25 protein-coding genes are annotated in these 22,478 nt (G+C 72.5%); 19 read left to right on the top strand and 6 right to left on the bottom strand.

The window, feature by feature from the left end; all coding sequences use genetic code 11:
- Window positions 1-12: 12 nt before the first annotated feature.
- A complete protein-coding gene (locus ACQPZK_RS24770) occupies window positions 13-654 on the top strand; it encodes an MOSC domain-containing protein (RefSeq protein WP_433535265.1) in 642 nt (213 codons plus the stop codon).
- 51 nt (window positions 655-705) lie between these two features.
- Here the strand turns inward: ACQPZK_RS24770 and ACQPZK_RS24765 are convergent, their stop codons facing one another.
- Together ACQPZK_RS24765 and ACQPZK_RS24760 are read right to left on the bottom strand one after the other, a co-directional pair.
- Complete coding sequence (locus tag ACQPZK_RS24765) at window positions 706-1,608, bottom strand: phytanoyl-CoA dioxygenase family protein (RefSeq protein WP_088988074.1); 903 nt, start codon at window positions 1,606-1,608, stop codon at window positions 706-708.
- 243 nt (window positions 1,609-1,851) lie between these two features.
- Window positions 1,852-2,706 carry a hypothetical protein gene (locus ACQPZK_RS24760; protein WP_433535264.1) on the bottom strand — a complete coding sequence of 285 codons (855 nt, stop codon included), beginning with the start codon at window positions 2,704-2,706 and terminating at the stop codon, window positions 1,852-1,854.
- A gap of 266 nt (window positions 2,707-2,972) precedes the next feature.
- On the opposite strand from ACQPZK_RS24760, the gene ACQPZK_RS24755 reads away from it, so the two are divergent.
- A complete protein-coding gene (locus tag ACQPZK_RS24755) occupies window positions 2,973-3,737 on the top strand; it encodes an SDR family NAD(P)-dependent oxidoreductase (protein WP_433535263.1) in 765 nt (254 codons plus the stop codon).
- Between the two features lie 43 nt (window positions 3,738-3,780).
- On the opposite strand, the gene ACQPZK_RS24750 is transcribed toward ACQPZK_RS24755, so the two are convergent.
- On the bottom strand, window positions 3,781-4,590 hold the full coding sequence (locus ACQPZK_RS24750) for an enoyl-CoA hydratase-related protein (protein ID WP_433535262.1): 810 nt from the start codon (window positions 4,588-4,590) through the stop codon (window positions 3,781-3,783).
- A 19-nt stretch (window positions 4,591-4,609) separates the two neighbouring features.
- Here ACQPZK_RS24750 and hemW point away from each other — a divergent pair, with 19 nt between their 5' ends.
- On the top strand, window positions 4,610-5,833 hold the full coding sequence (gene hemW / locus ACQPZK_RS24745) for a radical SAM family heme chaperone HemW (RefSeq protein WP_433535261.1): 1,224 nt from the start codon (window positions 4,610-4,612) through the stop codon (window positions 5,831-5,833).
- 62 nt (window positions 5,834-5,895) lie between these two features.
- On the opposite strand, the gene ACQPZK_RS24740 is transcribed toward hemW, so the two are convergent.
- A complete protein-coding gene (locus ACQPZK_RS24740; RefSeq protein WP_433535260.1) occupies window positions 5,896-6,525 on the bottom strand; it encodes a DUF4870 domain-containing protein in 630 nt (209 codons plus the stop codon).
- Between the two features lie 185 nt (window positions 6,526-6,710).
- Between ACQPZK_RS24740 and hrcA the strand changes: the two genes are divergently transcribed.
- The 3 genes from hrcA to ACQPZK_RS24725 all read left to right on the top strand — a co-directional run bounded on the left by hrcA (window position 6,711) and on the right by ACQPZK_RS24725 (window position 9,691).
- Complete coding sequence (hrcA, locus tag ACQPZK_RS24735; protein ID WP_433535259.1) at window positions 6,711-7,733, top strand: heat-inducible transcriptional repressor HrcA; 1,023 nt, start codon at window positions 6,711-6,713, stop codon at window positions 7,731-7,733.
- Window positions 7,734-7,806: 73 nt separating this feature from the next.
- Window positions 7,807-8,955 (top strand): molecular chaperone DnaJ, encoded by a 1,149-nt coding sequence (dnaJ, locus tag ACQPZK_RS24730; protein ID WP_433539303.1) that lies wholly within the window; start codon window positions 7,807-7,809, stop codon window positions 8,953-8,955.
- A gap of 1 nt (window position 8,956) precedes the next feature.
- On the top strand, window positions 8,957-9,691 hold the full coding sequence (locus tag ACQPZK_RS24725) for a 16S rRNA (uracil(1498)-N(3))-methyltransferase (RefSeq protein WP_433535258.1): 735 nt from the start codon (window positions 8,957-8,959) through the stop codon (window positions 9,689-9,691).
- Window positions 9,692-9,949: 258 nt separating this feature from the next.
- Here the strand turns inward: ACQPZK_RS24725 and ACQPZK_RS24720 are convergent, their stop codons facing one another.
- A complete protein-coding gene (locus ACQPZK_RS24720) occupies window positions 9,950-10,711 on the bottom strand; it encodes an SDR family NAD(P)-dependent oxidoreductase (protein ID WP_433535257.1) in 762 nt (253 codons plus the stop codon).
- 47 nt (window positions 10,712-10,758) lie between these two features.
- On the opposite strand from ACQPZK_RS24720, the gene ACQPZK_RS24715 reads away from it, so the two are divergent.
- The 8 genes from ACQPZK_RS24715 (at window position 10,759) to ACQPZK_RS24680 (ending at window position 18,071) form a co-directional block, all read left to right on the top strand.
- Window positions 10,759-11,118, top strand: a complete 360-nt coding sequence (locus tag ACQPZK_RS24715) for a histidine triad nucleotide-binding protein (RefSeq protein ID WP_393055180.1) — start codon at window positions 10,759-10,761, stop codon at window positions 11,116-11,118.
- Entirely contained in the window at window positions 11,115-12,500 is a 1,386-nt protein-coding gene (locus ACQPZK_RS24710) for a serine hydrolase domain-containing protein (protein ID WP_433535256.1), read from the top strand. Before ACQPZK_RS24715 ends, ACQPZK_RS24710 begins: the two co-directional genes overlap by 4 nt.
- Window positions 12,501-12,631: 131 nt before the next feature.
- Window positions 12,632-13,690: a PhoH family protein gene (locus ACQPZK_RS24705; protein WP_433535255.1), complete on the top strand. Its 1,059-nt coding sequence runs from the start codon at window positions 12,632-12,634 to the stop codon at window positions 13,688-13,690.
- A gap of 15 nt (window positions 13,691-13,705) precedes the next feature.
- Entirely contained in the window at window positions 13,706-14,179 is a 474-nt protein-coding gene (gene ybeY / locus ACQPZK_RS24700) for an rRNA maturation RNase YbeY (RefSeq protein WP_433535254.1), read from the top strand.
- Window positions 14,155-15,579, top strand: coding sequence for a hemolysin family protein (locus ACQPZK_RS24695; protein WP_433539302.1), 1,425 nt, complete (start codon window positions 14,155-14,157; stop codon window positions 15,577-15,579). Before ybeY ends, ACQPZK_RS24695 begins: the two co-directional genes overlap by 25 nt.
- On the top strand, window positions 15,572-15,958 hold the full coding sequence (locus tag ACQPZK_RS24690; protein WP_433535253.1) for a cytidine deaminase: 387 nt from the start codon (window positions 15,572-15,574) through the stop codon (window positions 15,956-15,958). Before ACQPZK_RS24695 ends, ACQPZK_RS24690 begins: the two co-directional genes overlap by 8 nt.
- 5 nt (window positions 15,959-15,963) lie before the next feature.
- Entirely contained in the window at window positions 15,964-16,860 is an 897-nt protein-coding gene (gene era / locus ACQPZK_RS24685) for a GTPase Era (protein ID WP_425892816.1), read from the top strand.
- Window positions 16,861-16,934: 74 nt separating this feature from the next.
- Window positions 16,935-18,071, top strand: coding sequence for an acyltransferase family protein (locus ACQPZK_RS24680; RefSeq protein ID WP_433535252.1), 1,137 nt, complete (start codon window positions 16,935-16,937; stop codon window positions 18,069-18,071).
- On the opposite strand, the gene ACQPZK_RS24675 is transcribed toward ACQPZK_RS24680, so the two are convergent.
- The gene (locus tag ACQPZK_RS24675; protein WP_433535251.1) at window positions 18,058-18,864 is read right to left on the bottom strand and encodes a DUF4097 family beta strand repeat-containing protein; all 807 of its coding nucleotides are present in this window, start codon (window positions 18,862-18,864) and stop codon (window positions 18,058-18,060) included. The genes ACQPZK_RS24680 and ACQPZK_RS24675 overlap by 14 nt on opposite strands.
- A 102-nt stretch (window positions 18,865-18,966) precedes the next feature.
- On the opposite strand from ACQPZK_RS24675, the gene recO reads away from it, so the two are divergent.
- The 5 genes from recO to ACQPZK_RS24650 all read left to right on the top strand — a co-directional run bounded on the left by recO (window position 18,967) and on the right by ACQPZK_RS24650 (window position 22,451).
- Window positions 18,967-19,923 carry a DNA repair protein RecO gene (gene recO / locus ACQPZK_RS24670; RefSeq protein ID WP_433535250.1) on the top strand — a complete coding sequence of 319 codons (957 nt, stop codon included), beginning with the start codon at window positions 18,967-18,969 and terminating at the stop codon, window positions 19,921-19,923.
- Window positions 19,920-20,732 carry an isoprenyl transferase gene (locus ACQPZK_RS24665; protein ID WP_433535249.1) on the top strand — a complete coding sequence of 271 codons (813 nt, stop codon included), beginning with the start codon at window positions 19,920-19,922 and terminating at the stop codon, window positions 20,730-20,732. Before recO ends, ACQPZK_RS24665 begins: the two co-directional genes overlap by 4 nt.
- Before the next feature lie 68 nt (window positions 20,733-20,800).
- Window positions 20,801-20,986 carry a hypothetical protein gene (locus ACQPZK_RS24660; protein ID WP_334630275.1) on the top strand — a complete coding sequence of 62 codons (186 nt, stop codon included), beginning with the start codon at window positions 20,801-20,803 and terminating at the stop codon, window positions 20,984-20,986.
- A 504-nt stretch (window positions 20,987-21,490) separates the two neighbouring features.
- The gene (locus ACQPZK_RS24655; protein ID WP_433535248.1) at window positions 21,491-21,691 is read left to right on the top strand and encodes a thioredoxin reductase; all 201 of its coding nucleotides are present in this window, start codon (window positions 21,491-21,493) and stop codon (window positions 21,689-21,691) included.
- Window positions 21,681-22,451 carry a pirin family protein gene (locus tag ACQPZK_RS24650; RefSeq protein WP_433535247.1) on the top strand — a complete coding sequence of 257 codons (771 nt, stop codon included), beginning with the start codon at window positions 21,681-21,683 and terminating at the stop codon, window positions 22,449-22,451. Before ACQPZK_RS24655 ends, ACQPZK_RS24650 begins: the two co-directional genes overlap by 11 nt.
- The last annotated feature ends 27 nt before the right edge of the window (window positions 22,452-22,478 follow it).

Raw genomic sequence — 22,478 nt, 5'->3', positions numbered from 1 at the left:
AGGCTGACGGCCATGACGGGCAGGGTGGCAGCGGTGAACCTCGGCATCGTGACCGAGGCGGAGTGGGCCGGCGACGCGAGCGGTCGCAGCGGCATCGACAAGCGTCCGGTCGACGGGCCGGTGTCGCTGCTGACGGAGGGCCTGGCCGGTGACTTCATCGGCGAGCGGGCCCACCACGGCGGGCCGGACAAGGCCGTCTACGCGTACGCCGAGGAGGACGCCGCGTGGTGGTCGGCCGAGATCGGCCGGTCCGTCCGCCCCGGCGGCTTCGGGGAGAACCTGACCACCTACGCGGTCGACGTGACCGGCGCGGTCATCGGCGAGCAGTGGGCGGTGGGTACGGCGCTGCTCCAGGTGACCATGCCACGCACCCCGTGCACCACGTTCGCCGGCTTCTGGGGCGTACCGGATCTGATCAAGCGGTTCACGGTCCGTGCCACCCCGGGGGCGTACCTGCGGGTGCTGCGCGAGGGCGAGGTGGGCGCCGGCGACCCGGTCGAGGTGGTGGAACGGCCCGCGCACGGGGTCACCATCGGGGAGGTGTTCCGGGCGACCAGCCTGGAGCCGGAGTTGCTGCCCCGCCTGCTCGACGCGACGGACCTGCCGGCGCCGATCCGGGAGAAGGCCCGCCGCCGGCTCGCCGGTCACGCCTGAGACGCGAGGAAGGCCCCCGGTTCCGCCGGGGGCCTTCCGTCGAGCTGTACGTCAGCGCAGCCAGGGAATGTTGCGGTCGAGCAGACCGCGCTCCTTGAGCTCCTTGCGCAGCGGGATCTCGTCGTCGACGTACCCGTCCCAGTTGATGCCCCAGTAGTTGGCGGTGTGGGTGCCCTCACCGATCAGCTGGCGCTGGACGGGCGTGCGGTTGCGGTACCACTCGCCGTTCACGTCGGGGTGCAGCTCGTCCAGCGGACGGATCCACCGGTAGGTGTAACCGACGAAGAGCATCTTGCGGGTGATCGTCGACAGGTTCGTCGAGCGCGAGTGCCACTGCCGGCGGTCGAAGATGAACGCGTCGCCCGGGTTCGCGGTGATCTCCACCGTGCCCTCCGGGTCCGGGTTGTGCACGCTGAGGTCCTTGGGGCGGTCCAGCGAGTTCCACAGGTGGCTGCCCGGGATGACCTTCGTGGCGCCACGGCCCGTCTCCGACAGGTCGGAGAGCACGTACGCGACCTTCAGCGAGAACATCGGACGGGGCAGGTTCGGGTCCATCGTCTCCGGGTCGGAGTTCTGCCGGTACCCGTCCTGGTGCCAACCCCAGTACGGCTTCTCCGGCTCGGCGGCCGGCGGGGTGACGTCCAGGTGGTTGTGGTGGGTGTAGATGTTCCAGCCGGCCAGCCCCCACATGTACGGGAAGGCGATCGGGTGGGTGAGCAGCTCACCGAAGAGCTCGTCGCGCTCCAGGAAGCCCAGCAGGTGCAGGGTGCCGTCCTTCTTGGTGGTGCCCTTGGCCTGCTCCTCCGCGTAGACGCGGTCGACCGCCGCCTCCAGCGCCGCCCGGTGGTCCTCCGTCAGGACGTTGCGCAGCAGGAGGAAACCCTGCTCGTGGAACTCCTTGCGGTCAGTGTCGCTGATCGGTTCGTAGCCGGTCCGGTCGCCGTAATCGAACACCGCGTCGTACCCCTCCCCATGAGGTGAAACCATTTCTGGCACAGGCCGCCGATCGTAACGCGAGTGCCGGGGCGGTGGGAGGGCGAGCGGCGGTGGTACGGCCCGGGGCCCGACCGCGCGCAGCGAAGCCGGTGCGGGGAGTCACATTTACGTGCTCACCGGCAAGTTCTGTTGGTTTTTGTCCGATTGTGCGGTCACTGCCGGTTAAGAGATCCGGGTCGCCGTCGCTCGGTGCCGGGGCACTCAGCCCTCGGCGAAGACCTCGGCCACCACCTGGCCGGTGGGGCCCTGCTCGCCCTTCGCCTCACCCCAGGTGCCGTTGCGGGCGGTCCACTCCAGGTCGCCGAAGCGGACCCGCTTCACCCCGTGGTCCTGGGCGTGCGACACCAGCCAGTGCGCGTACCGCCAGCCGTCGCGTTGGTCCTGCGCGGCCACCGACAGCCCCGTCTGGCTGGCCTTCTCGGCGCTCGACACACCCCAGTCCAGCGCCAGGTTGCGGGTCAGCTGCGCGGCCGCCGCCGCGCCGTGCATCACCGGGGTACGCCCCACCGTGCAGGCCACCGCCTCGGTGGCGTCGCCGAGCAGGGCCTTGGTGAGCACCTCGGAGTCGTCGGCCCACTTCTGGTACGCCTCGGGGAAGGCCGAGCGCTGTACCCGCTGGGCGGCGTCGGTGACCCGCATCTTCTCCCAGCCGCGCACCTTCTTGAGCGCCTTGTAGAACCTGTTCGTCGCGTAGCGCGGGTCACGGATCTGTGCCGGCGTGCCCCAACCCTTGCTCGGGCGCTGCTGGAACAGCCCGAGCGAGTCGCGGTCACCGTGGTCGAGGTTGCGCAGCCCCGACTCCTGGTACGCGGTGGCCAGCGCGACCACCACGGCGCGCTCGGGCATGCCGTGCTGGACGCCGATCGCCGCGATGGTCGCCGCGTTCGCCATCTGCTCCACGTCCAGGACCACCCGGCCGTCGGCCTGGACCGTGCAGGTGCGTCCCGCCAGCGGCAGCCGCAACTCGTCCCCGACCCGCTTCAGGACGAGCCAGATCGCGATCACGGCGACGAGGATGAGGACCACTCCGCCCGCCACGGCTGCCCGAGTTCGCACCCACACCTCCAGATCGACAGTTCGACAAGCGTACGTCCCCGCCGGCGTCGTCCGGGTCGTTCGACCGGTTCCGGCTCCGCTCGGCCGTCACGTACCGATCGGGACGTTCCCGCTGCGGCGCGGAACTCACCTGCCGGTGACGATCCTGCCGGTGACGATCGTGTCTGCCGCGTCACCCGCCGTCAACGGCTGGAAGAGATTGCCTGGTCACGGACTTTTCCCGGTTGACACGTCAATCGGACGTGCGGGAACGGAGGAGCAGTTCGATGGGAACGCTGGACGGCAAGGTGGTACTCGTGACCGGCACCGGCGGCGGTCTGGGCCGCGTCGCGGCGCTGACCTTCGCCCGCGAGGGCGCGAAGGTCGTCGGGGCCGACATCCAGGTCGACGGCAACAACGAGACGGTCGGCCTCGTCCGGGCCGCCGGCGGGGAGATGACGAGCATCGCGCCCGTCGACCTGACCGACCCGGAACAGGTCCGTCAACTCGTCGAGGACGCCGTGGCCGCCTACGGAGGGCTCGACGTGGTCTACAACAACGCTGCCGCGCTGCGCTTCGGCCCACTGCCGGACTTCTCGGTCGAGGACTGGCGGTACACGATCGCCGGTGAACTCGACATTCCGTACCTGGTGTCGAAGTTCGCCTGGCCGCATCTGGTGCGGCGCGGTGGCGGCGTCATCATCAACGCCGCCTCGATGGCCGGGATGATCGCGGGTCACGTCCCGCCGATGGTCGGCCACACGGCGGCGAACGCCGGCGTCATCGGCATGACACGGCAGCTCGCGCTCGAAGGCGCGCCGCACGGCATCCGGGCGGTGGCGGTCAGCCCCGGGCCCATCCTCACCCCGGCCAGTGAACGCGACCTGGGCGACAACCAGGAGGCCCGGGACGCGATCACCGCGAAGACGTTGCTGAAGCGGTTCGCCCGCCCCGAGGAGGTCGCCGAGCTGGTGGTGTTCCTCGCCTCCGACCGGGCGTCGTACATCACCGGCGCCAACTACGCGGTCGACGGCGGCGCGAGCGCGTGGTGACCGACCTCGGGGGCGTCGCCGCTTCCGGGCGGCGCCCCCGCTCCTACCCGGCGTGCTCTGCGGAACCCCCGTCGAGAGCGGCCACCCATCGAGTCAATCGCTTCTCGCGGAACGCGGTGACACCCTCGCGCCCCTCGTCGGAGAGGAAGTAGCCGGTCGAGAGGGCGGACAGGCGGGTCAGGTCACCGCGCAGCTCGGCGGTGCCCGGCCGGCGCAGCAGATCCTTGGTGCCGGCCAGGGCTCCGGGCGCGCCGCGGACCAGGGAGTCGCAGTAGCCCCGCACCGCGTCGTCCAGCTCCTGGGCCGGCACCGAGGCCGTCACCAGGCCGACCTCGGCGGCCCGCCGCCCGTCGAAGGTGTTCCCGGTCAGGTACAGCTCGGCCGCGGCGCGGGGGTGCAGCCGGGGCAGCACGGTCGCCGAGATCACCGCCGGGATCACCCCGATGCGGACCTCGGTGAACGCGAACGTCGCCTCGTCGGCGCAGACCGCGAGATCAGCGGCGGCCACGAGACCCAGTCCGCCGGCCCGCGCGGGCCCGCCGACCCGGGCCACGACCGGCTTCGGGCACTCCCAGAGCGCCGCGAGCACGTCGCCCAGCATGCCGGCGGGGACGGTTCCACTGGCGTACGCCGCAGCGGTCTCCTTCAGGTCCGCGCCCGAGCAGAAGACCGGCCCGGTGTGGTCGAGCACGACCACCCGGACCGCGTCGTCGGCCACCGCGTCCGCCAGTCCGGCCAGCAACTGGGTCATCAGGGCGGTGGAGAGCGCGTTGCGGTTGTGCGGGCTGTCCAGGGTGAGTGTGGTCACCCCACGGGCCGTGGCGACCCGCACGAGCACGTCGGGAGAGGTCATGCCGGGCACACTAGTGGCCATGCCCGGCGTCCTTCCAGATGGTGAGACCGTCCCCGCCGACGGATCGTTGCCCGCCACCGCCACCACGGCGGTCGGCGCGCGCGGTTTCGGCGTGTACGTCCACGTTCCGTTCTGCGCCAGCCGCTGCGGCTACTGCGACTTCAACACGTACACGGCCGCCGAGCTGGGCGGGGGCGCGAGCCGCGAGGCGTACGCCGACACCGTGCTGGCCGAGCTGGCGCTCGCCGCCCGGGTGCTCGGCGACAACCCGCCACCCCGCGTCGACACCGTCTTCGTCGGTGGCGGCACGCCCACCCTGCTCCCCGCCGACGACCTGGCCCGCATCCTCGACGGCATCGACCGCACCTGGGGACTGGCCGCCGACGCCGAGGTGACCACCGAGGCGAATCCGGAATCGGTCACCCCGGAGTCGTTGAAGCTGCTGCGGGCGGCCGGCTACACCCGGATCTCGCTGGGCATGCAGTCCGCGTCGCCCGGGGTGCTGGCGATCCTCGACCGCAAGCACAGCGCCGGCCGGGCCACCGCCGCCGCCCGGGAGGCGCGCGAGGCCGGGTTCGACCACGTCAACCTGGACCTGATCTACGGCACGCCGGGGGAGCGGGCCGAGGACTTCGCCGCCACGTTGGAGCAGGTCGTCGCCGCCGGGGTCGACCACGTCAGCGCGTACGCCCTCATCGTGGAGGACGGCACCCGGCTCGCCGCCCGGATGAAGCGCGGCGAGTTGCCGTACCCCAGTGACGACGTGGCGGCGGACCGCTACCTGGCCGCGGAGGCCGCCCTCGACGCGGCCGGCCTGTCCTGGTACGAGGTGTCCAACTGGGCGCGCGCCGAAGAGGCCCGGTGCCGGCACAACCTGCTCTACTGGACCGGCGCCGACTGGTGGGGCCTCGGGCCGGGCGCGCACAGCCACGTCGGCGGGGTGCGCTGGTGGAACGTGAAGCACCCCACGACGTACGCCCAGCGGCTCGCGGCCGGCGCGTCACCCGGCCTGGCCCGCGAGGTGCTCACCACCGACGAGGCGCACATGGAGGACGTGATGCTCCGGCTGCGGCTCGCCAGCGGACTGCCGCTCGGGGTGCTCGACGACGCCGGCCGGGCCGGCGCCGCACGGGCGCTCGCCGACGGCCTGCTGGACGCCGAGGCGTACGCCGCCGGACGAGCGGTGCTCACCCTGCGCGGCCGGCTGCTCGCCGACGCGGTCGTGCGCGACCTGCTGCCCTGAGCCGGACGCCCGCCCGGCCGGCGACGGTGTGCCGGACCGGCCGGGGGAGCGGCCGGCCCGTCTCACTTGATGAAGCTGGCGGAGAGCGGGTAGCGGTAGAGCTGCCCCTCGTTGGCCTTGATGCCGGCGAGGATGCCGCACACGGCCCCGAGGATGATGGCCGCCGCGACGCCGATGAAGCCGATCAGGATGCAGGACAGCACCCAGCCGACCAGGCCGACGATCGACCAGATGAGCTGGAAGTTGAGCGCCGACACGGCGTGCGCCCGGACGGTCGGGGACTGGCTGCCCCGGGCCAGCATCGCCACCAGCGGGGCGATCCAGCCGAGCACGCCGCCGCTGATGATCATCCCGGCCGCGCCGCCGAAGTGGGCGACGAGTGCCCAGGTCTTGTCCTCGTTGTTGGCGTAACCGCCGCCGGGAGCGCCGTACGCGCCGCCGGTCGGATAGCCGCCCGGCGGGGGATAACCGCCCGGTGGCGGATAGTCGCCGGGCGGAGGGTAGCCGCCCGACGGCGGTTGGTCACCGGTGGGCGGCGGATAGCCACCGGCCGGGGGATAGCCGCCCGGGCCGGGTGCCCCGGACAGTGGTGCGGTGGGCGGCTCGGCCGACGAGGGCGAGCCGGGGAGATTCGGCTCCGGCGGGTAGCCGCCGGGGTCTCCCGCGCCGGGAGGGCGAGGTGGTTCAGTCATGGTTGTCACGGTAGGTGCCGTTGGCAATGTCGCACCAGTGCGACACCGGCGCACCGGACCGGGACAACCTTGATCATCGCGTCGGCGGGAGCGCCGACGTAGACTGGCACTCGTTACAGTCGAGTGCCAGGACGGTCCGTCGGCCCGGGTGGGCCGACGGCCGACGTGCGACAGGAGGTGCGGAGATGGGTCTGGACGACCGCAAGCTCGCCGTGCTCCGCGCCATCGTCGAGGACTACGTCTCGACCCAGGAGCCCGTCGGCAGCAAGGCGCTTGTCGAGCGGCACCAGCTCGGCGTCTCCCCGGCGACGGTCCGCAACGACATGGCGGTGCTGGAGGAGGAGGGCTACATCCGGCAGCCGCACACCAGCGCCGGCCGGGTGCCCACCGACCGCGGCTACCGCCTCTTCGTCGACCGGCTGTCCCGGGTCAAGCCGCTCAGTCCGGCCGAACGCCGGGCCATCGAGCGCTTCCTCGTCGGTGCCGTCGACCTCGACGACGTGGTCCACCGCACCGTACGGCTGCTCGCCCAGCTGACCCGGCAGGTGGCCGTGGTGCAGTACCCGAGCCTCGCCCGCTCCTCAGTACGCCACCTGGAGCTGGTGCCGATCTCCACCACCCGACTGATGCTCGTCATGATCGCCGACACCGGCCGGGTCGAGCAGCGGCTGGTGGAGCTGCCCGGGCCGGTGCCCGCCGACGACGTCACCGACCTGCGTCGCCTGGTCAACGAGAAGCTCGCCGGCGAGCGCATGTCGGACACGCCTCCGCTGGTGCAGGCGCTGGTGGAGGAGGCGCCGAACGAGCTGCGCGGCGCCATGACCACGCTCTCCACCGTCCTGCTGGAGACGCTCGTCGAGCGGCACGAGGAACGCATCGCCCTGGCCGGCACCGCCAACCTGACCAGGGGCGGTGTGCTCGACTTCCAGGGTTCGCTGCGGCCCATCCTGGAGGCGTTGGAGGAGGAGGTCGTGCTCCTCAAGCTCATCGGCGAGACCGAGCCCAGCACGACCCGGGTGCTGATCGGCGACGAGAACGAGTTCGACAACCTGCGTGCCGCCTCGGTGGTCAGCACCGGGTACGGCCCGGGGGCCACCATCGTGGGCGGCCTGGGCGTGCTGGGGCCGACCCGGATGGACTACCCCGGCAATATCGCCATGGTGCGCGCCGTGGCACGCTACGTGGGCGAGCTGCTGGCCCAGAACTGACCAGTCAGGGCCGACGGCCGGCTGCGGCCGCCGGTCGGCGCAACGCGAGACGAACATGAGGACACGGAACGCAGTGGCCAGGGACTACTACGGCATCCTCGGTGTCAGCCGGGAAGCCTCCGATGACGAGATCAAGCGCGCCTACCGCAAGTTGGCGCGCCAGTTCCACCCGGACGTCAATCCGGACCCGGAGGCCCAGGAGAAGTTCAAGGACATCAACGCCGCGTACGAGGTCCTCTCGGACGACCGGAAGCGGCAGATCGTCGACCTGGGTGGCGACCCGCTCGCCCCGGGCGGCGGGGGCGCGGGCGGCCCGGGTGGTCCGGGCGGGGCCGGCCCGTTCGTCGGTTTCCAGGACATCATGGACGCGTTCTTCGGTGGCGCCGCGGGCGGCGCCGGCCGTGGGCCGCGTCCCCGGACCCGGCCGGGCGCGGACGCGATCCTGCGCCTCGAACTGGACCTGCACGAGACGGCGTTCGGCGTCGAGGCCCCGATCACCGTCGACACCGCCGTGCTCTGCACCACCTGCTCGGGCGCCGGCACCGCGGCCGGCACCCACCTGGCCACCTGCGAGGCGTGCGGCGGCCGGGGCGAGGTGCAGTCGGTGCAGCGCACCTTCCTCGGTCAGGTGGTCTCGGCCCGGCCGTGCACCGTCTGCCAGGGCTACGGCACCACCATCCCGCACCCCTGCCCGACCTGCGCCGGTGACGGCCGGGTGCGCACCCGCCGCTCGCTCACCGTCAAGATCCCGGCCGGGGTCGAGGACGGCATGCGGATCCGGCTGGCCCAGCAGGGTGAGGTGGGTCCGGGCGGCGGCACCGCGGGCGATCTCTACGTGGAGATCCACGAGCGGCCGCACGACGTCTACTCCCGCAAGGGCGACGACCTGCACTGCCGCGTCACCGTGCCGATGACCGCCGCCGCGCTGGGCACCCGGCTCACCATCAAGACGCTGGACAGCGAGGAGACCGTCGACGTCAAGGCCGGTACGCAGCCGGCCAGCACGCTGCGACTACGCGCCCGGGGCGTGCCGCACCTGCGGGGCACCGGCCGGGGCGACCTCTACGTGCACCTGGACGTCCGGACGCCCACCAAGCTCGACCCCGACCAGGAGAAGATGCTGCGCGACTTCGCCAAGACCCGGGGCGAGGAGGTCGCCGAGCTGACGAAGCAGGGCGGCTTCTTCTCCCGGATGCGCGACGCGTTCAACGGCCACGCCTGACGTGTCCGCGCCGCTGTTCCTCGTCGACGCGCTGCCCACCGGTGACGCGCTGACGCTCGACGGCCCCGAGGGCCACCACGCCGCCACCGTGCAGCGGCTGCGGGTCGGTGAGGAGTTGCTGCTCGCGGACGGCCGGGGAGGCACGGCCGCCGCCGTGGTCACCGCCGTCGGCCGGGGCAGCCTGGAGGTCGCCGTCACCTCGCGGGGGTACGCGGACGCGCCCGTACCCCGGATCGTCACCGTTCAGGGCATCGCCAAGGGTGACCGGGGTGAGCTGGCCGTGCAGGCGATGACCGAGGTCGGGGTGGACGAGATCGTGCCCTGGGCGGCGGCGCGCTCGGTGGCTCAGTGGCGCGGCGACCGGGGCGTACGCGCCCGCGAGAAGTGGGTCGCCACCGCCCGCGAGGCGGCGAAGCAGTCCCGCCGGCCCTGGTTGCCCGTCGTGGCCGGCGCGCCGGACGAGTCCACCGCCACGGTCGTCCGCCGCATCGCCGGCGCCGCGGCCGGGTTCGTCCTGCACGAGGAGGCCGACGAGCCGCTGACCGGCGTCGAGCTGCCGTCGGCCGGGGAGATCGTCCTGGTGGTCGGCCCCGAGGGCGGCATCGACACGGCCGAACTGACCGCCTTTCGCGAGGCCGGCGGCCGGCCGGTACGCCTCGGGCCGGAGGTGCTGCGTACCTCCACGGCCGGCGTGGCCGCGCTCAGCGTCCTCGCCACCCGCCTCGGCCGCTGGTAGTTCCACCTTCCGCCGCGGCGGGCCTCCGTGCCCGGCCCGCCCGCTCGCTCGCTCGCCGTGTTCGGCCGCCGCGTTCGGCCCCGGCAACCTCGTCCGCGTCCTTTGCTCTGCTTCAGCGGAGGCAACAGTTTCGGCCCTCAAGTGTTGCCGTGATGGAAGCAGAGCAAAGGACGCGATGATTGGGCCGGAGGCCGTGCTCGGAGGCCGTGCCCGGAGGTCAGTGGCCCAGAGGCCGTGCTTGGCTACGAGCTCGGGCGGTCAGCTGCGCAGGTACGAAGCGCCGTTGAGGTCGACGATCGTGCCGGAGGCCCACTCGGCCTCGGGCGAGGCCAGCCAGTGCACCGCGGCCGCGATCTCCTCCGGCCGGGCCACCCGGTCGAACGGACTCTGCGCCCGGATCGCCGCGCCCCGCTCACCGCGTAGGTGCTCGATCGTCATGTCGGTCGCCACGAAGCCCGGCGCCACCGTGGCCACCGTGATGCCGTACGGCGCGAGCGCCACGGCGAGGGACTGACCGAGCGCGTTCAGCCCCGCCTTGCTGGCCCCGTACGCGGGCTGGTCCGGCTCGCCCCGGAACGCGCCCCGGGACGACACGTTCACGATCCGGCCACCCCGCTCGCGCAGGTGCTGGGCAGCGCACCAGATCACGTTCCCCGCGCCGGTCAGGTTGGTCTCCAGCACCTGCCGCCAGCGAGCCTGCCACTCGTCGTACGAGGTGCCGAAGATCGGGTGCGGAACGTCCCGCTCGCCGTACGTGCCGGCGTTGTTGACCAGCACGTCCAGGCCACCGAGCTGCTCGGCGGCCCGGTCGACCATGCGGCGGACCGCCTCGGGGTCGGTGAGGTCGGCGCGGACCACCACGTGCCCCGATCCGGGCAGCCCGGCGCGCAGTTCCTCGGCCGCCTCGGCGGAGTCGCGGTGGTGGATCGCCACCCGGTCCCCGCTGGCGGCGAACGCCTCCACCACCGCGCGGCCGATGCCGCGCGAGGAACCCGTCACCAGAACCGCCCGATCCGTCATGCCGGCCATCCTGCCTGAGCCGTGCCTGCCGTCCTTACACTGCCCCGATGGGATCCGACTGCCTGTTCTGCCGCATCGTCGCCGGGGAGATCCCGGCCACCGTGGTCCGCGAGACGGACACCACGCTCGCCTTCCGCGACATCGACCCGAAGGCCCCGGTGCACGTCCTGGTCATTCCGAAGGAGCACTACGCCGACGTCGCCACCCTGGCCGAGGGTGACCCGGCGCTGGCCGGGGCGGTGCTGGCCACGGCCGCCGCGGTGGCCGAGGACGAGGGGCTGCTCGGCGACGGGTTCCGGCTGATGTTCAACACCGGGGCGTACGGCGGGCAGGAGGTGTTCCACGCGCACGCCCACCTGCTCGGCGGCGCGCCGCTCGGCCCGATGCTCGCCCGGGACCTGGCGTGACGACCGGCCCCGACGCGTACACCCGGTTGGACCGGCTGGTTCGCCGCGTGCAGGCCGACGCCCGCGTCCCGGCGGTGTCGGCGGCGCTGCACCGGGCCGACCGCCCGCTGTGGGACTGCACCGTCGGCGGCACCGGCACCGACAGCGCCCTGGGGTCGCAGACCCAATTCCGGATCGGCTCGGTCACCAAGACCTTCACGGCGGTGCTCACCCTCCAGTGCCGCGACGACGGGCTGCTGGACCTGGACGACCCGGTCGGTCGGCACCTGGACCTGCCGGCGCACGGCGAGCTGACCGTACGCCGGCTGCTCTCGCACACGGCCGGTCTGCAACGCGAACCGTTCGGTGACGTCTGGGACACCCTGGACGCGCCCGACGTCGCGCGGTTGGTGGCCGAGCTGGGCCGGGCCGAGCGGGTGCTGCCGCCGGGCCGACGTTTCCACTACTCCAATCTCGGTATGGCCGTGCTCGGCCTGCTGGTCGGCCGGCTGCGCGGCGGCGCCTGGGCGGAGGTGCTCGCCGAGCGGGTCCTGACGCCGCTGGGCCTGACCGACACGACCGTGACCCCGCGGCCCTCGGCGGCCACCGGGTTCCTGGTCGACGCGTACTCGGACGAGGCGCACCCGGAGCCGCCCACCGACTTCGGCGCGGTCGGCCCGGCCGCCCAGCTCTGGAGCACCGCGACCGACATGGCCCGGTGGGCCGCGTTCCTCGCCGACCCGGCGGCGCTCGACCCGGCCGGCGCGGTCCTCGCCCCGACCACGCTGCACGAGATGCGCTGGCCGTTGACCACCACCGACGAGACCCTCTGGGGCGCCGGCTTCGGACTCGGCCTGATCCTGATCCCGCAGGGCGAGCGCGTGGTGCACGTGGGGCACGACGGCGCTATGCCCGGTTTCCTCGCCGGGGTGTACGGCCGGCGAGGCGGCGACGGCACCGCCGGGGCGATGGGTGCCGCGGTGCTCGGTTCGTCCGGTACGGCGACCGAGCTGTTCGACCTGCCGCACCGGCTGCTCGCGGAGGCGGTCGCGCACGACCCCGCCGACATCGTGCCCTGGACGCCCGGCGCACCCGCCCCGGCGGCCCTGCGGGGGATGCTCGGCCGCTGGTGGGGTGAGGGTTTCGAGTACGTCTTCTCGTGGCGCGACGGCGCGCTGCGGGCGCAGGGCGTAGGTGACCCACCGGGTCGTCCACCGGCGGTCTTCGCACCCCTGCCGGACCGGGCGGACGTGTTCCGGACGGTCTCCGGCCGGGAGGTCGGCGAGCTGCTGCGGCTGACCCGCGACGAGGCCCGGACGGTGGTCAGGATGCACTGGGCGACCTACCGTTTCACCCGCCACCAGGAGACCTTCGACAGGTACGACTTCCGGGCCGAGAGTTGATCGCGGCCAGCGGAAATGGGCGCGATGCGGCATGCGTTGAACCGATACGATGGGTGTAACGTCCGCACGCCGTGCCAGCAGGGCCGGCGCCGAGATCGAGAGCAGGTGCGCAGGGCCCCTCGGCCCGACCTATGACTGGCACCCCACCTCCCGGCCCGCCCCGGGTGCAGACCAGGATCACCGTGCCCGACCCCAAGATCATGGTCAACCTGCTGGGCGCGGGTGACGAGATTCTGCGCCTCGTCGAACGCTCGGTCGCCAGCGACGTGCACGTCCGCGGCAACGAGATCACCATCACCGGCGCTCCCGCCGACAACGCCCTCGCCGAGCGGGTCTTCAGTGAGCTGCTCGAACTCATCGAGAAAGGCGAGACCCTGACCACTGACGCCGTCCGGCGTACCGTCGGCATGCTCGAGCAGGGCAGCGCCGAGCGGCCCGCCGAGGTCCTGACACTCGACATCCTCTCCCGCCGTGGGCGCACCATCCGCCCGAAGACGCTCGGGCAGAAGCGGTACGTCGACTCGATCGACTCGCACACCATCGTCTTCGGCATCGGCCCGGCCGGTACCGGCAAGACGTACCTGGCCATGGCGAAGGCCGTCCAGGCGTTGCAGGCGAAACAGGTCAACCGGATCATCCTGACCCGGCCGGCGGTCGAGGCCGGCGAGCGGCTGGGCTTCCTGCCCGGCACGCTCAACGAGAAGATCGACCCGTACCTGCGCCCGCTCTACGACGCGCTGCACGACATGCTCGACCCGGAGTCGATCCCGAAGCTGATGGCCGCCGGCACGATCGAGGTCGCCCCGCTGGCATACATGCGGGGTAGGACGCTCAATGACGCGTTCATCATCCTGGACGAGGCGCAGAACACCACGCCCGAGCAGATGAAGATGTTCCTCACCCGGCTCGGCTTCAACTCCAAGATCGTGGTGACGGGTGACATCACCCAGGTGGACCTTCCGGGCGGGACGAGCAGCGGGCTGCGGGTCGTCCGGGAGATCCTGGGAAACGTCGACGACGTGCACTTCGCCCAGTTGTCCAGCTCCGACGTGGTGCGTCACCGGCTGGTCGGGGAGATCGTCGACGCGTACGCCCGCTGGGACGCCGAGCGGGAGAACCAGCAGGCGCAGGGCGTCCATGCCGTACCCGGGCGACCCGCCCAGGGCGGCCGGGCCGGCCGCCGCCGCTAAAGCAGAGGAAAGCAGTTGTCCATCGAGATCGCCAACGAGTCCGGTGTCGAGGTCGACACCGACGCCGTGCTCGCCGTCGCCCGGCACGCCCTCGACGAGATGGGGGTCAACCCCCTCGCCGAGCTGTCCGTGCTGCTGGTCGACATCGACTACATGACCGAGCTGAACCACCGTTGGATGGGTGGGGACGGCCCGACCGACGTCCTCGCCTTCCCGATGGACGAGGGGAGCGTCGACCACGGCCCGGGCGAGATCGCCCCGGCCGGCGGCGAGCCGGCCCTGCTCGGCGACATCGTGCTCTGCCCTGAGGTGGCGGCCAAGCAGGCCGCGACCGCCGGGCACGCCGCGGCCGACGAACTGCACCTGCTCACCGTGCACGGGGTGCTGCACCTGCTCGGGTACGACCACGCGGAGCCGGAGGAGGAGCGGGAGATGTTCGCCCTCCAGGCTCGACTGCTGGCGAGCTGGCGGTCGACCCGTACCCCGTGATGTCCACTCCTGTGTTACTCGCGGTCGGCCCCACGGCCGGCCTTCCCGACCTGCAACTGATCGTCTTCGCGGCCGGCCTGGTGGTGCTGGCCGGTGTGATCGCGATGACCGAGGCGGCGCTCGCCGCGGTCTCGCCGGCCCGGGCCGCCGAACTGGCCCGGGACGGCGTGCGCGGGGCCCGCACCCTCCAGGTCGTGGCCGGCGACGTCGTCCGGCACCTCAACCTCCTGCTGTTGCTGCGGCTGCTCGCCGAGCTGACCGCCACCACGCTGGTGGCGCTGGTGGCGGTGGACAGCTTCGGCGCGGGTTGGCGGGCGGCGCTGGTCACCGCGGGCGCGATGACCGTGGTCAGCTTCGTGGTGGTCGGTGTCGCCCCGCGCACCATCGGCCGGCAGCACGCGTACGCCGTGGGCCGGGCGGTCGCGCCGCTGGTCCGCTGGCTGGGTCGTGCGCTCAACCCGCTCGCGTCGCTGCTCATCCTGATCGGCAACGCGGTCACCCCGGGGCGTGGCTTCCGGGAGGGGCCGTTCGCCAGCCAGGTGGAGCTGCGTGAGCTGGTCGACCTGGCCGAGCAGCGTGGCGTCGTGGAGCACGGCGAGCGTCAGATGATCCATTCGGTCTTCGCGCTCGGCGACACCATCGCCCGCGAGGTGATGGTGCCGCGCACCGAGATGGTGTGGATCGAGGAGGGCAAGACCCTGGCCCAGGCGCTGGTGCTCTTCCTGCGCTCGGGTTTCTCCCGCATCCCGGTGATCGGCGAGAGCGTCGACGACGTCCTCGGGGTTCTCTACCTCAAGGACCTGATCCGTCGGTCGCGCGGCGGCGACCCGGGCGCCGAGCAGGTGCCGGTGGCCGAGCTGATGCGCCCGGCGACCTTCGTGCCGGAGTCCAAGCCGGTCGACGACCTGCTGTCGGAGATGCAGGCGGCACGCAACCACCTGGTCATCGTGGTCGACGAGTACGGCGGCACCGGCGGCCTCGTCACCATCGAGGACATCCTGGAGGAGATCGTCGGGGAGATCACCGACGAGTACGATGTCGAACGCCCGCCGGTCGAGCGCCTCGCGGACTCCTCGGTGCGGGTCACGGCCCGCCTGCCGGTAGAGAACCTGGGCGAGCTGTTCGACACCGACCTGCCCACCGACGAGGTGGAGACGGTCGGTGGCCTGCTCGCCCAGTCGCTGGGGCGGGTGCCGATCCCCGGAGCGGAGGTCGAGGTGGCCGGTCTCCGACTGGTCGCCGAGGGCACCACAGGTCGGCGCAACCGGATCGACACCGTCCTGGTGAGCAGGGTGGAGTCGGGCGACGAGCAGGACGCCACCGGGCGCGGCGACCACGCCGGCCCCGGGAACGACCCGGACCACTACCGAGATGACGAGAGGCAAGCCGCCGATGCCTGAGACACCCGCCGCGCCCACCGCCCGGCCCACCCCCGGCGCCGCGGCGCCGCTGAGCGCCGAGGACGGCAAGCTCGTCGTCCTGGCCCGGGGCGCCCGTGCACGGGTCGGTGCCGTGGAGGGCGCCGCGGTCCGGGACCAGGACGGTCGGACGTACGCGGCGGCGAGCGTGGCGCTGCCCTCGCTGACCCTCACCGCGTTGCAGTTGGCGGTGGCCTCGGCGGTTGCCGCCGGGGCGAGCCGGCTGGAGGCGGCGGCGGTGGTGACCGAGGCGTCGACGCTTGACGGCGCGGGGCACGCGGTGGTGCGTGACCTCGCGACGGACGCGCCGATCCACGTCGCCGCCCCGGACGGCACGGTCCTCGGCACGGTGACCGAGTGAGCCCGGTGCGCGAGCCGGAGGCACGCCCGTACCGGGCCGGGTTCGGGTGTTTCGTCGGCCGGCCCAACGCGGGGAAGTCCACGCTGACCAACGCGATCGTCGGCACCAAGATCGCGATCACGTCCAACAAGCCGCAGACCACCCGGCACGTCATCCGGGCGGTGCTGCACCGCCCGGAGTCGCAGCTGGTCCTGGTGGACACGCCGGGCCTGCACCGACCCCGTACGCTGCTCGGCGAGCGCCTCAACGACCTGGTCCGCTCCACCTGGACCGAGGTCGACGTCATCGGTCTGTGCATCCCGGCGGACGAGCCGGTGGGGCGCGGTGACCGGTTCATCACGGGCGAGCTGGCCGAGCTCAAGGCGACCGTGCTGGCCGTGGTCACCAAGACCGACCTGGTGGACAAGCGTCGGTTGGCCGAGCAGTTGCTCGCGGTCAGCGAGCTGGGGGAGTTCGCCGAGATCGTGCCGGTGAGCGCGGTCTCCGGTCACCAGGTGGACACCCTCGTCGACGTGATGACGAAGTACCTGCCGCCGTCGCCGCAGCTCTACCCGGACGACATGCTGACCGACGACCCGGAGCAGGTGCTGGTCGCGGAGCTGATCCGGGAGGCGGCCCTGGAGGGTGTCCGCGACGAGCTGCCGCACTCCATCGCCGTGGTGGTGGAGGAGATGATCCCCGAGGGTCAGCTCATGAAGATCTACGCCGACGTGTACGTGGAGCGTCCCAGCCAGAAGGCGATCGTGCTCGGCCACCGGGCCAGCCGCCTCAAGGAGGTCGGCACCAACGCCCGCCGGCAGATCGAGGAACTGCTCGGCTCACGGGTCTACCTGGACCTGCACGTCCGGGTCGCGAAGGACTGGCAGCGCGACCCACGGCAGTTGCGCAAGCTGGGTTTCTAAAGGCGTCGTTTGGCTCATGGGTCGGGCCGGGTAGGGGAGAGGGCACCCCGCGCCCCCGATCCAGATGCAGGCTGATGCGCAACAGATACCTCGATCTGCTCCGTTTCCTGGCCATCGTCCGAGTCGTCGTCTACCACGTCACCGGGTGGGCGACCCTCACCCTGGTGTTCCCCGCCATGTCGGTGATGTTCGCGCTGGCCGGCTCGCTGATGGCGGCCTCGCTCACCCGGTCCGGCCCGGCGGCGGTCGGCCGTCGGCTGCGCCGCCTGCTGCCGTCGCTGTGGGTGTTGGCGGTGGTCTTCGTGCCGGCCATGCTGTTCACCGGGTTGCCGCTGTCCCCACGGGTGCTGCTGTGGCTGTTCCCGATCGCCGACCCGCCGGCCAACAACTGGGGGGCCCTGGCGCTGAGCGTCATCTGGTACCTGCGCGACTACCTCTGGTTCGTGCTCGCCTCGCCGGTCGCGTTCTGGCTGTTCCGGCGGGCCCCGCTGCCCACCCTGCTCGCCCCGTACCTGCTGCTGGTGGCCATCGAGGTGGGCATCTACCCGGCGCCGCCGGCGGTCGTCCGCGAGTTCGGGTTGTACTTCGGCGCGTGGCTGCTCGGTTTCGCCCACCACGCCGGGATGCTGCGCCGCCTCACCGGGCGGGTGCTGTACCCGCTCGCGCTGGCCCTCGCCGTCGCCGGCGGGGCGTGGATCGTCACGCATCCCGGCCCACGGGGGTACGACCTCAACGACATCCACCTCGGCAACGCCCTCTGGTCGGCCGCGTTCATCCTGGTCGTCCTGGGTCGGGCGCCGGCCGGGCTGGCCTGGCTGTCGCGTAGCCGGCTGGCCGACCGGGCGGTAACCGTGGTCAACCGGCGGGCGCTCACCATCTACCTCTGGCACATGCCGTTCGTGGTGGCGCTCACGCCGCTGGTCGACGTGGTCGGCTGGTCCCACCAGGACCCGGTGGGACTGGCGGTACGGGTACTGCTGGTCTTCGCCCTGGTCGGTCTGGTCACTCTGGCCGTCGGCTGGGTCGAGGACGTCGCCGCCCGCCGCCGTCCGGAACTGGTCCCCGACGGCTCGCCGGCCCCGACCGGCCCGCCGGTCCCCTCCGACGACGGTACGGCGGGTCGGCCCGGAACCGGTACGCCCGTGGGCCGGGCCGTCGTGCCGGCGCAGCGGTCCGGTGAGGCGGCGACCGTCGAGATCAACGTTGGCTGATGGTCACGTTGCCGCTGCCGGCCGAGCCGTCGAGCACCAGGGACGCCGCCGGGTCGTCCGCCACGGTGATCCGTGCGTCGCCGGAGCCGGTGCTGGAGCGGACCCGGTAGCTGCCAGCCGGCACGAGCACGGTGACATCACCGCTGGAGGCGTGCGCCCGCGCCGAGGTCGGCGTCTCCAACTCGATGGTGACGTTCCCGGAGCCGGCCTCGGCGTCCGTCGCACCGGCCAGGCGGCGGGCGCTGACGTCGCCGGAGCCGGCGCGCAGCCGTACCGTCGAACCGGCCTCGCTCAGGTCGATGTTGCCCGAGCCGGTCTCCACGTCGAGCGCCCCCGTGACCTCGGCGATCCGTACGTCGCCCGAGCCCAGCCGCAGCTTCACCGCGCCCACCTTGGTCAGCTCGACGTCACCCGAGCCACTGTCGCCCTGCACCGTCACGCCCGCCGGAACGGTCACCTCGTACGAGACGCTGCACCGGTCGCCGCAGTCGGTGTTCAGCACCAACTTGCTGTCCTTGATCTCGTACCGTGCCTTGGGTTCGCCGCCCTGGTAGCGCACCACCCGCTTGATCCGCGCCTCGCCCGCCGGGCCGGTGCCTCGGATGATCACGTCGCCGGAGCCCCCGTCCACCCGGATGGTGGTGATCTTCACCGGCTCCGTGTCGTCGTAGTCGAGCCGACGGAAGGACAGGTTGTCGCACCCGGCCAGCAGGATGAGGGCGGTGGACAACCCCAGCGCGACGGGCGCGACGGCGCGTCGACGACGGACGGCGGTGCTCTGGTGCGGTGCCATGGCCAGCACGCTACGGGCGGTCGTCGGCCCGGCGCATCGGGGTTCATCCTCGCGTCCACCCCGAAGCGACCCTGATTTCACACCCCGAGGGAGAATGGTCCGATGGCCGGGTACCGCCGACAGCTCTACCGCGACGACGCGGTGGTGCTGCGCGTGCAGAAGCTCGGCGAGTCCGACCGGATCATCACCCTGCTGACCCGCCGGCACGGCCGACTGCGGGCGGTCGCCCGGGGGGTCCGACGCACCATGAGCAAGTTCGGCGCCCGGCTGGAGCCGTTCGGTCACGTCGACCTGCAACTCGCCGGTGACCCCAAGGGCAACCACGGCAGTTCCCTGCACACCGTCAGCCAGGTCGAGGGCATCGACCTGTACGGCAAGCGGTTCCTCGGCGACTACCCCCGCTACACGGCGGCCAGCGCGATCGCCGAGACCGCCGAGCGGCTGACACCCGTCGAGCGGGAACCGTCGCTGCGGCTGTTCCAGCTCACCGTGGGGGCGTTGAAGGCGCTGTCCCGGGGCGAGCACGACACCACCCTGGTACTCGACGCGTACCTGCTGCGGGGGATGGCCCTCGCCGGCTGGGCGCCCGCGCTGATCGCCTGCGCCGTCTGCGGCACCCCCGGCCGGCACCGCGCCTTCTCCGTGCCGGCCGGCGGCGCGGTCTGCCCGGACTGCCGGCCGCCGGGCGCGGCCCACCCCGCGCCGGCCACCATCGACCTGATGTCCGCGCTGACCACCGGCGACTGGGTGGTCGCCGATGCCACCGACACCGGTGTACGACGGGAGTGCAGCGGCCTGGTGGCGGCGCACCTCCAGTGGCACCTGGAACGCGCGTTACGCTCGCTGCCGCTGGTCGACCGGGGCACCACCCCGGTCGCCGGCACGGTCCCGCCGCCGGGCGGCGGTGGGACGGGGATGCTCCGGCCGCGCGGTGACGCCGGGTCCGGAGCGACGATGCCTCGGCCGGGCGGTGACGTCGGGTCCGGGGCGGCGATGTTCCGGCCGGGCGGTGACGTCGGGGCCGGAGCGGACGGCACGAGCAAGGAGAGAGCCGAGTGATCCGATCGACGAGGCCCGGTCGGCGCGAGCCGACACCACCGACGCCCCACCCGTCCGGTGCCCGGCCGCCCGCCCTGCCCGCGGGGGCGGTGCCGAAGCACGTGGCCATCGTGATGGACGGCAACGGTCGGTGGGCCAAGGAACGCGGGATGGCCCGCACCAAGGGCCACGAGGCGGGGGAGCACAGCCTCTTCGACACCATCGAGGGCGCGATCGAGATGGGCATCCCGTACCTCTCGGCGTACGCGTTCTCGACGGAGAACTGGCGGCGTTCGCCCGACGAGGTCCGGTTCCTCATGGGGTTCAACCGGGACGTCATCCGTCGACGCCGCGACCAGTTGGTCGACCTGGGCGTCCGGGTGGTCTGGTCGGGGCGTCCGGGGCGGCTGTGGAAGAGCGTCATCTCCGAGTTGCAGACCGCCGAGGAGATGTCCCGCGACAACTCCACGTTGACCCTGCAGTTCTGCGTCAACTACGGCGGCCAGGCCGAGATCGGCGACGCCGCCGCCGCGATCGCCCGGGACGTGGCAGCCGGTCGACTCGACCCGGCGAAGGTCACCGAGAAGACCGTCGCGAAGTACCTGTACCACCCGGAGATCCCGGAGGTGGACCTGTTCCTGCGCCCCTCCGGCGAGGAACGGATCTCCAACTTCCTGCTCTGGCAGACCGCGTACGCCGAGTTGGTCTTCCTCGACACCCTGTGGCCGGACTTCGACCGCCGCCACCTCTGGTACGCGTGCGAGCTGTACGCCCAGCGGGATCGGCGTTTCGGCGGTGCGCTGCCCAACCCGGTGGCTCCGACGGCCTGAGCGAGGCTTACCCACACGTCACGCTGGGTATCAGGAACGTCAGAAGCCACTGACGGAGGTGAACCCACATGATCCAGAAGCGCATTGCCCAGTGGGCGGTGATGGCCGTCGCGGTGCCACTGGCCGCGGCCGGCGCGCGTCGGCTCAGCCACACCCTGGAGGCCCGCCGTGGTCCCTCCGGGGCGACCCGGCTGCTGACGAAGGGCGCGGACCTGATCCGCCCGCAGAAAGCCAAGCGCCGCCGATTCTGGTAAGGCGAAACTCCCCACCCACCCACCCCGGCGCCGCCCCGCACGAAACGTGCGAGGCGGCGCCGCGCCATGCACTCCACCCCCGCCCCGGCCTCGCCCCGGCCCCGGCCTGGCCCGGCCCCGGCCCGGCCTCGCCCCGGCCCGGCCTCGCCTCGCCCCGGCCCGGCCCGGCCCGGCCCCGGTCCCGCCCCGGCCCCGGTCCCGCCCCGGCCTGGCCCCGCCGATCTTGCACTTTCGGTGGTGACGAAAGGGCGCAAAATCGGACCGATCGACCACCATAAGTGCAAGATCGGCGGAGGTGGAGGCGGAGGCGGGGGCGGGGGTGGGGTGGGGTGGGGTGCGGGTTAGGGCGGGGTGGGGTGGGGTGCGGGTTAGGGCGGGGTGGGGTGGGTTGTGGGTTTCGGGGCTTGGAGGGGTGGGGGCCGGTAGGGTCCGAAGGGGAGGGCGCGGGGGCGCGGGACCTGTCGGGTGGGGGTGGGTGTGCGGGATCTCCGGTACAAGATGATCATGGCGTTGAACGCTGCCGACCTGGGCGACCCGATCTGCGAGCAGGTCGCCGAGATCTGCGCCGAGATCGCCGAGCAGCACTGCGCCGAGTTCGGTCACACGCCCGCGCTGCGCACCGGTGAGATCGCCGAACTGGCCACCGGAGAGCCGGCCCTGACCTGGGCGCCGTCGGTCCCCGACGCCGGGCAGCGTGCCTGGTGACCGCACCCGCACCGGCGGTCGACGTACGCCGTGCCGACGACCGCTTCGCGCGACTCGGATCTCCTGGCTGGATTCCAAGCACTCCTTCTCGTTCTCGCGGCACTACGACCCGGCCAACACCCACCACGGGCTGCTGCTGGTCAACAACGACGACGTGGTCCGGCCGGGCGCCGGGTTCGAGACCCACCCCCACCAGGACATGGAGATCGTCACCTGGGTGCTGCGGGGTTCGCTCGTGCACCAGGACTCCACCGGTCACTCCGGGGTGATCTACCCGGGCCTGGCGCAGCGGATGAGCGCCGGTACCGGCATCCTGCACTCGGAGAAGAACGACGCCTGGCGGCTCGCCAACCAGCAGCCGCACAGCGACCCCGTGCACTTCGTGCAGATGTGGGTGCTCCCTGACGAAGAGGGCGTCGATCCCGGCTACGAACAGCTGGAGATCGAGGACGAGTTGCTGCGCGGCGGCCTGGTGCCGATCGCCTCCGGGATGGACCGCTACGACGGCGCGTCCGCCATCCGGATCCGCAATCGGTACGCGACCCTGCACGCCGCGCGCCTGCGCCCCGGCGACGAGGTCACCATCCCGGACGCGCCCTTCGTGCACCTGTACGTGCCCGACGGCACGGTCAACCTGGAGGACAGCGGTCCACTCGCCACCGGTGACGCGGCGAGACTCACCATGACCGGCGGCCGACGGGTCACCGCCGACGAGCCGGCGGAGATCCTCGTCTGGGAGATGCACGCCACGGTGGCCTGACCACTCGCGCTGCCCCTCATGATCACG

Source organism: Micromonospora sp. CA-249363, from assembly GCF_050950185.1.
Taxonomy (GTDB): domain Bacteria; phylum Actinomycetota; class Actinomycetes; order Mycobacteriales; family Micromonosporaceae; genus Micromonospora.
This window is presented reverse-complemented; position numbering and strand designations above follow the sequence as displayed.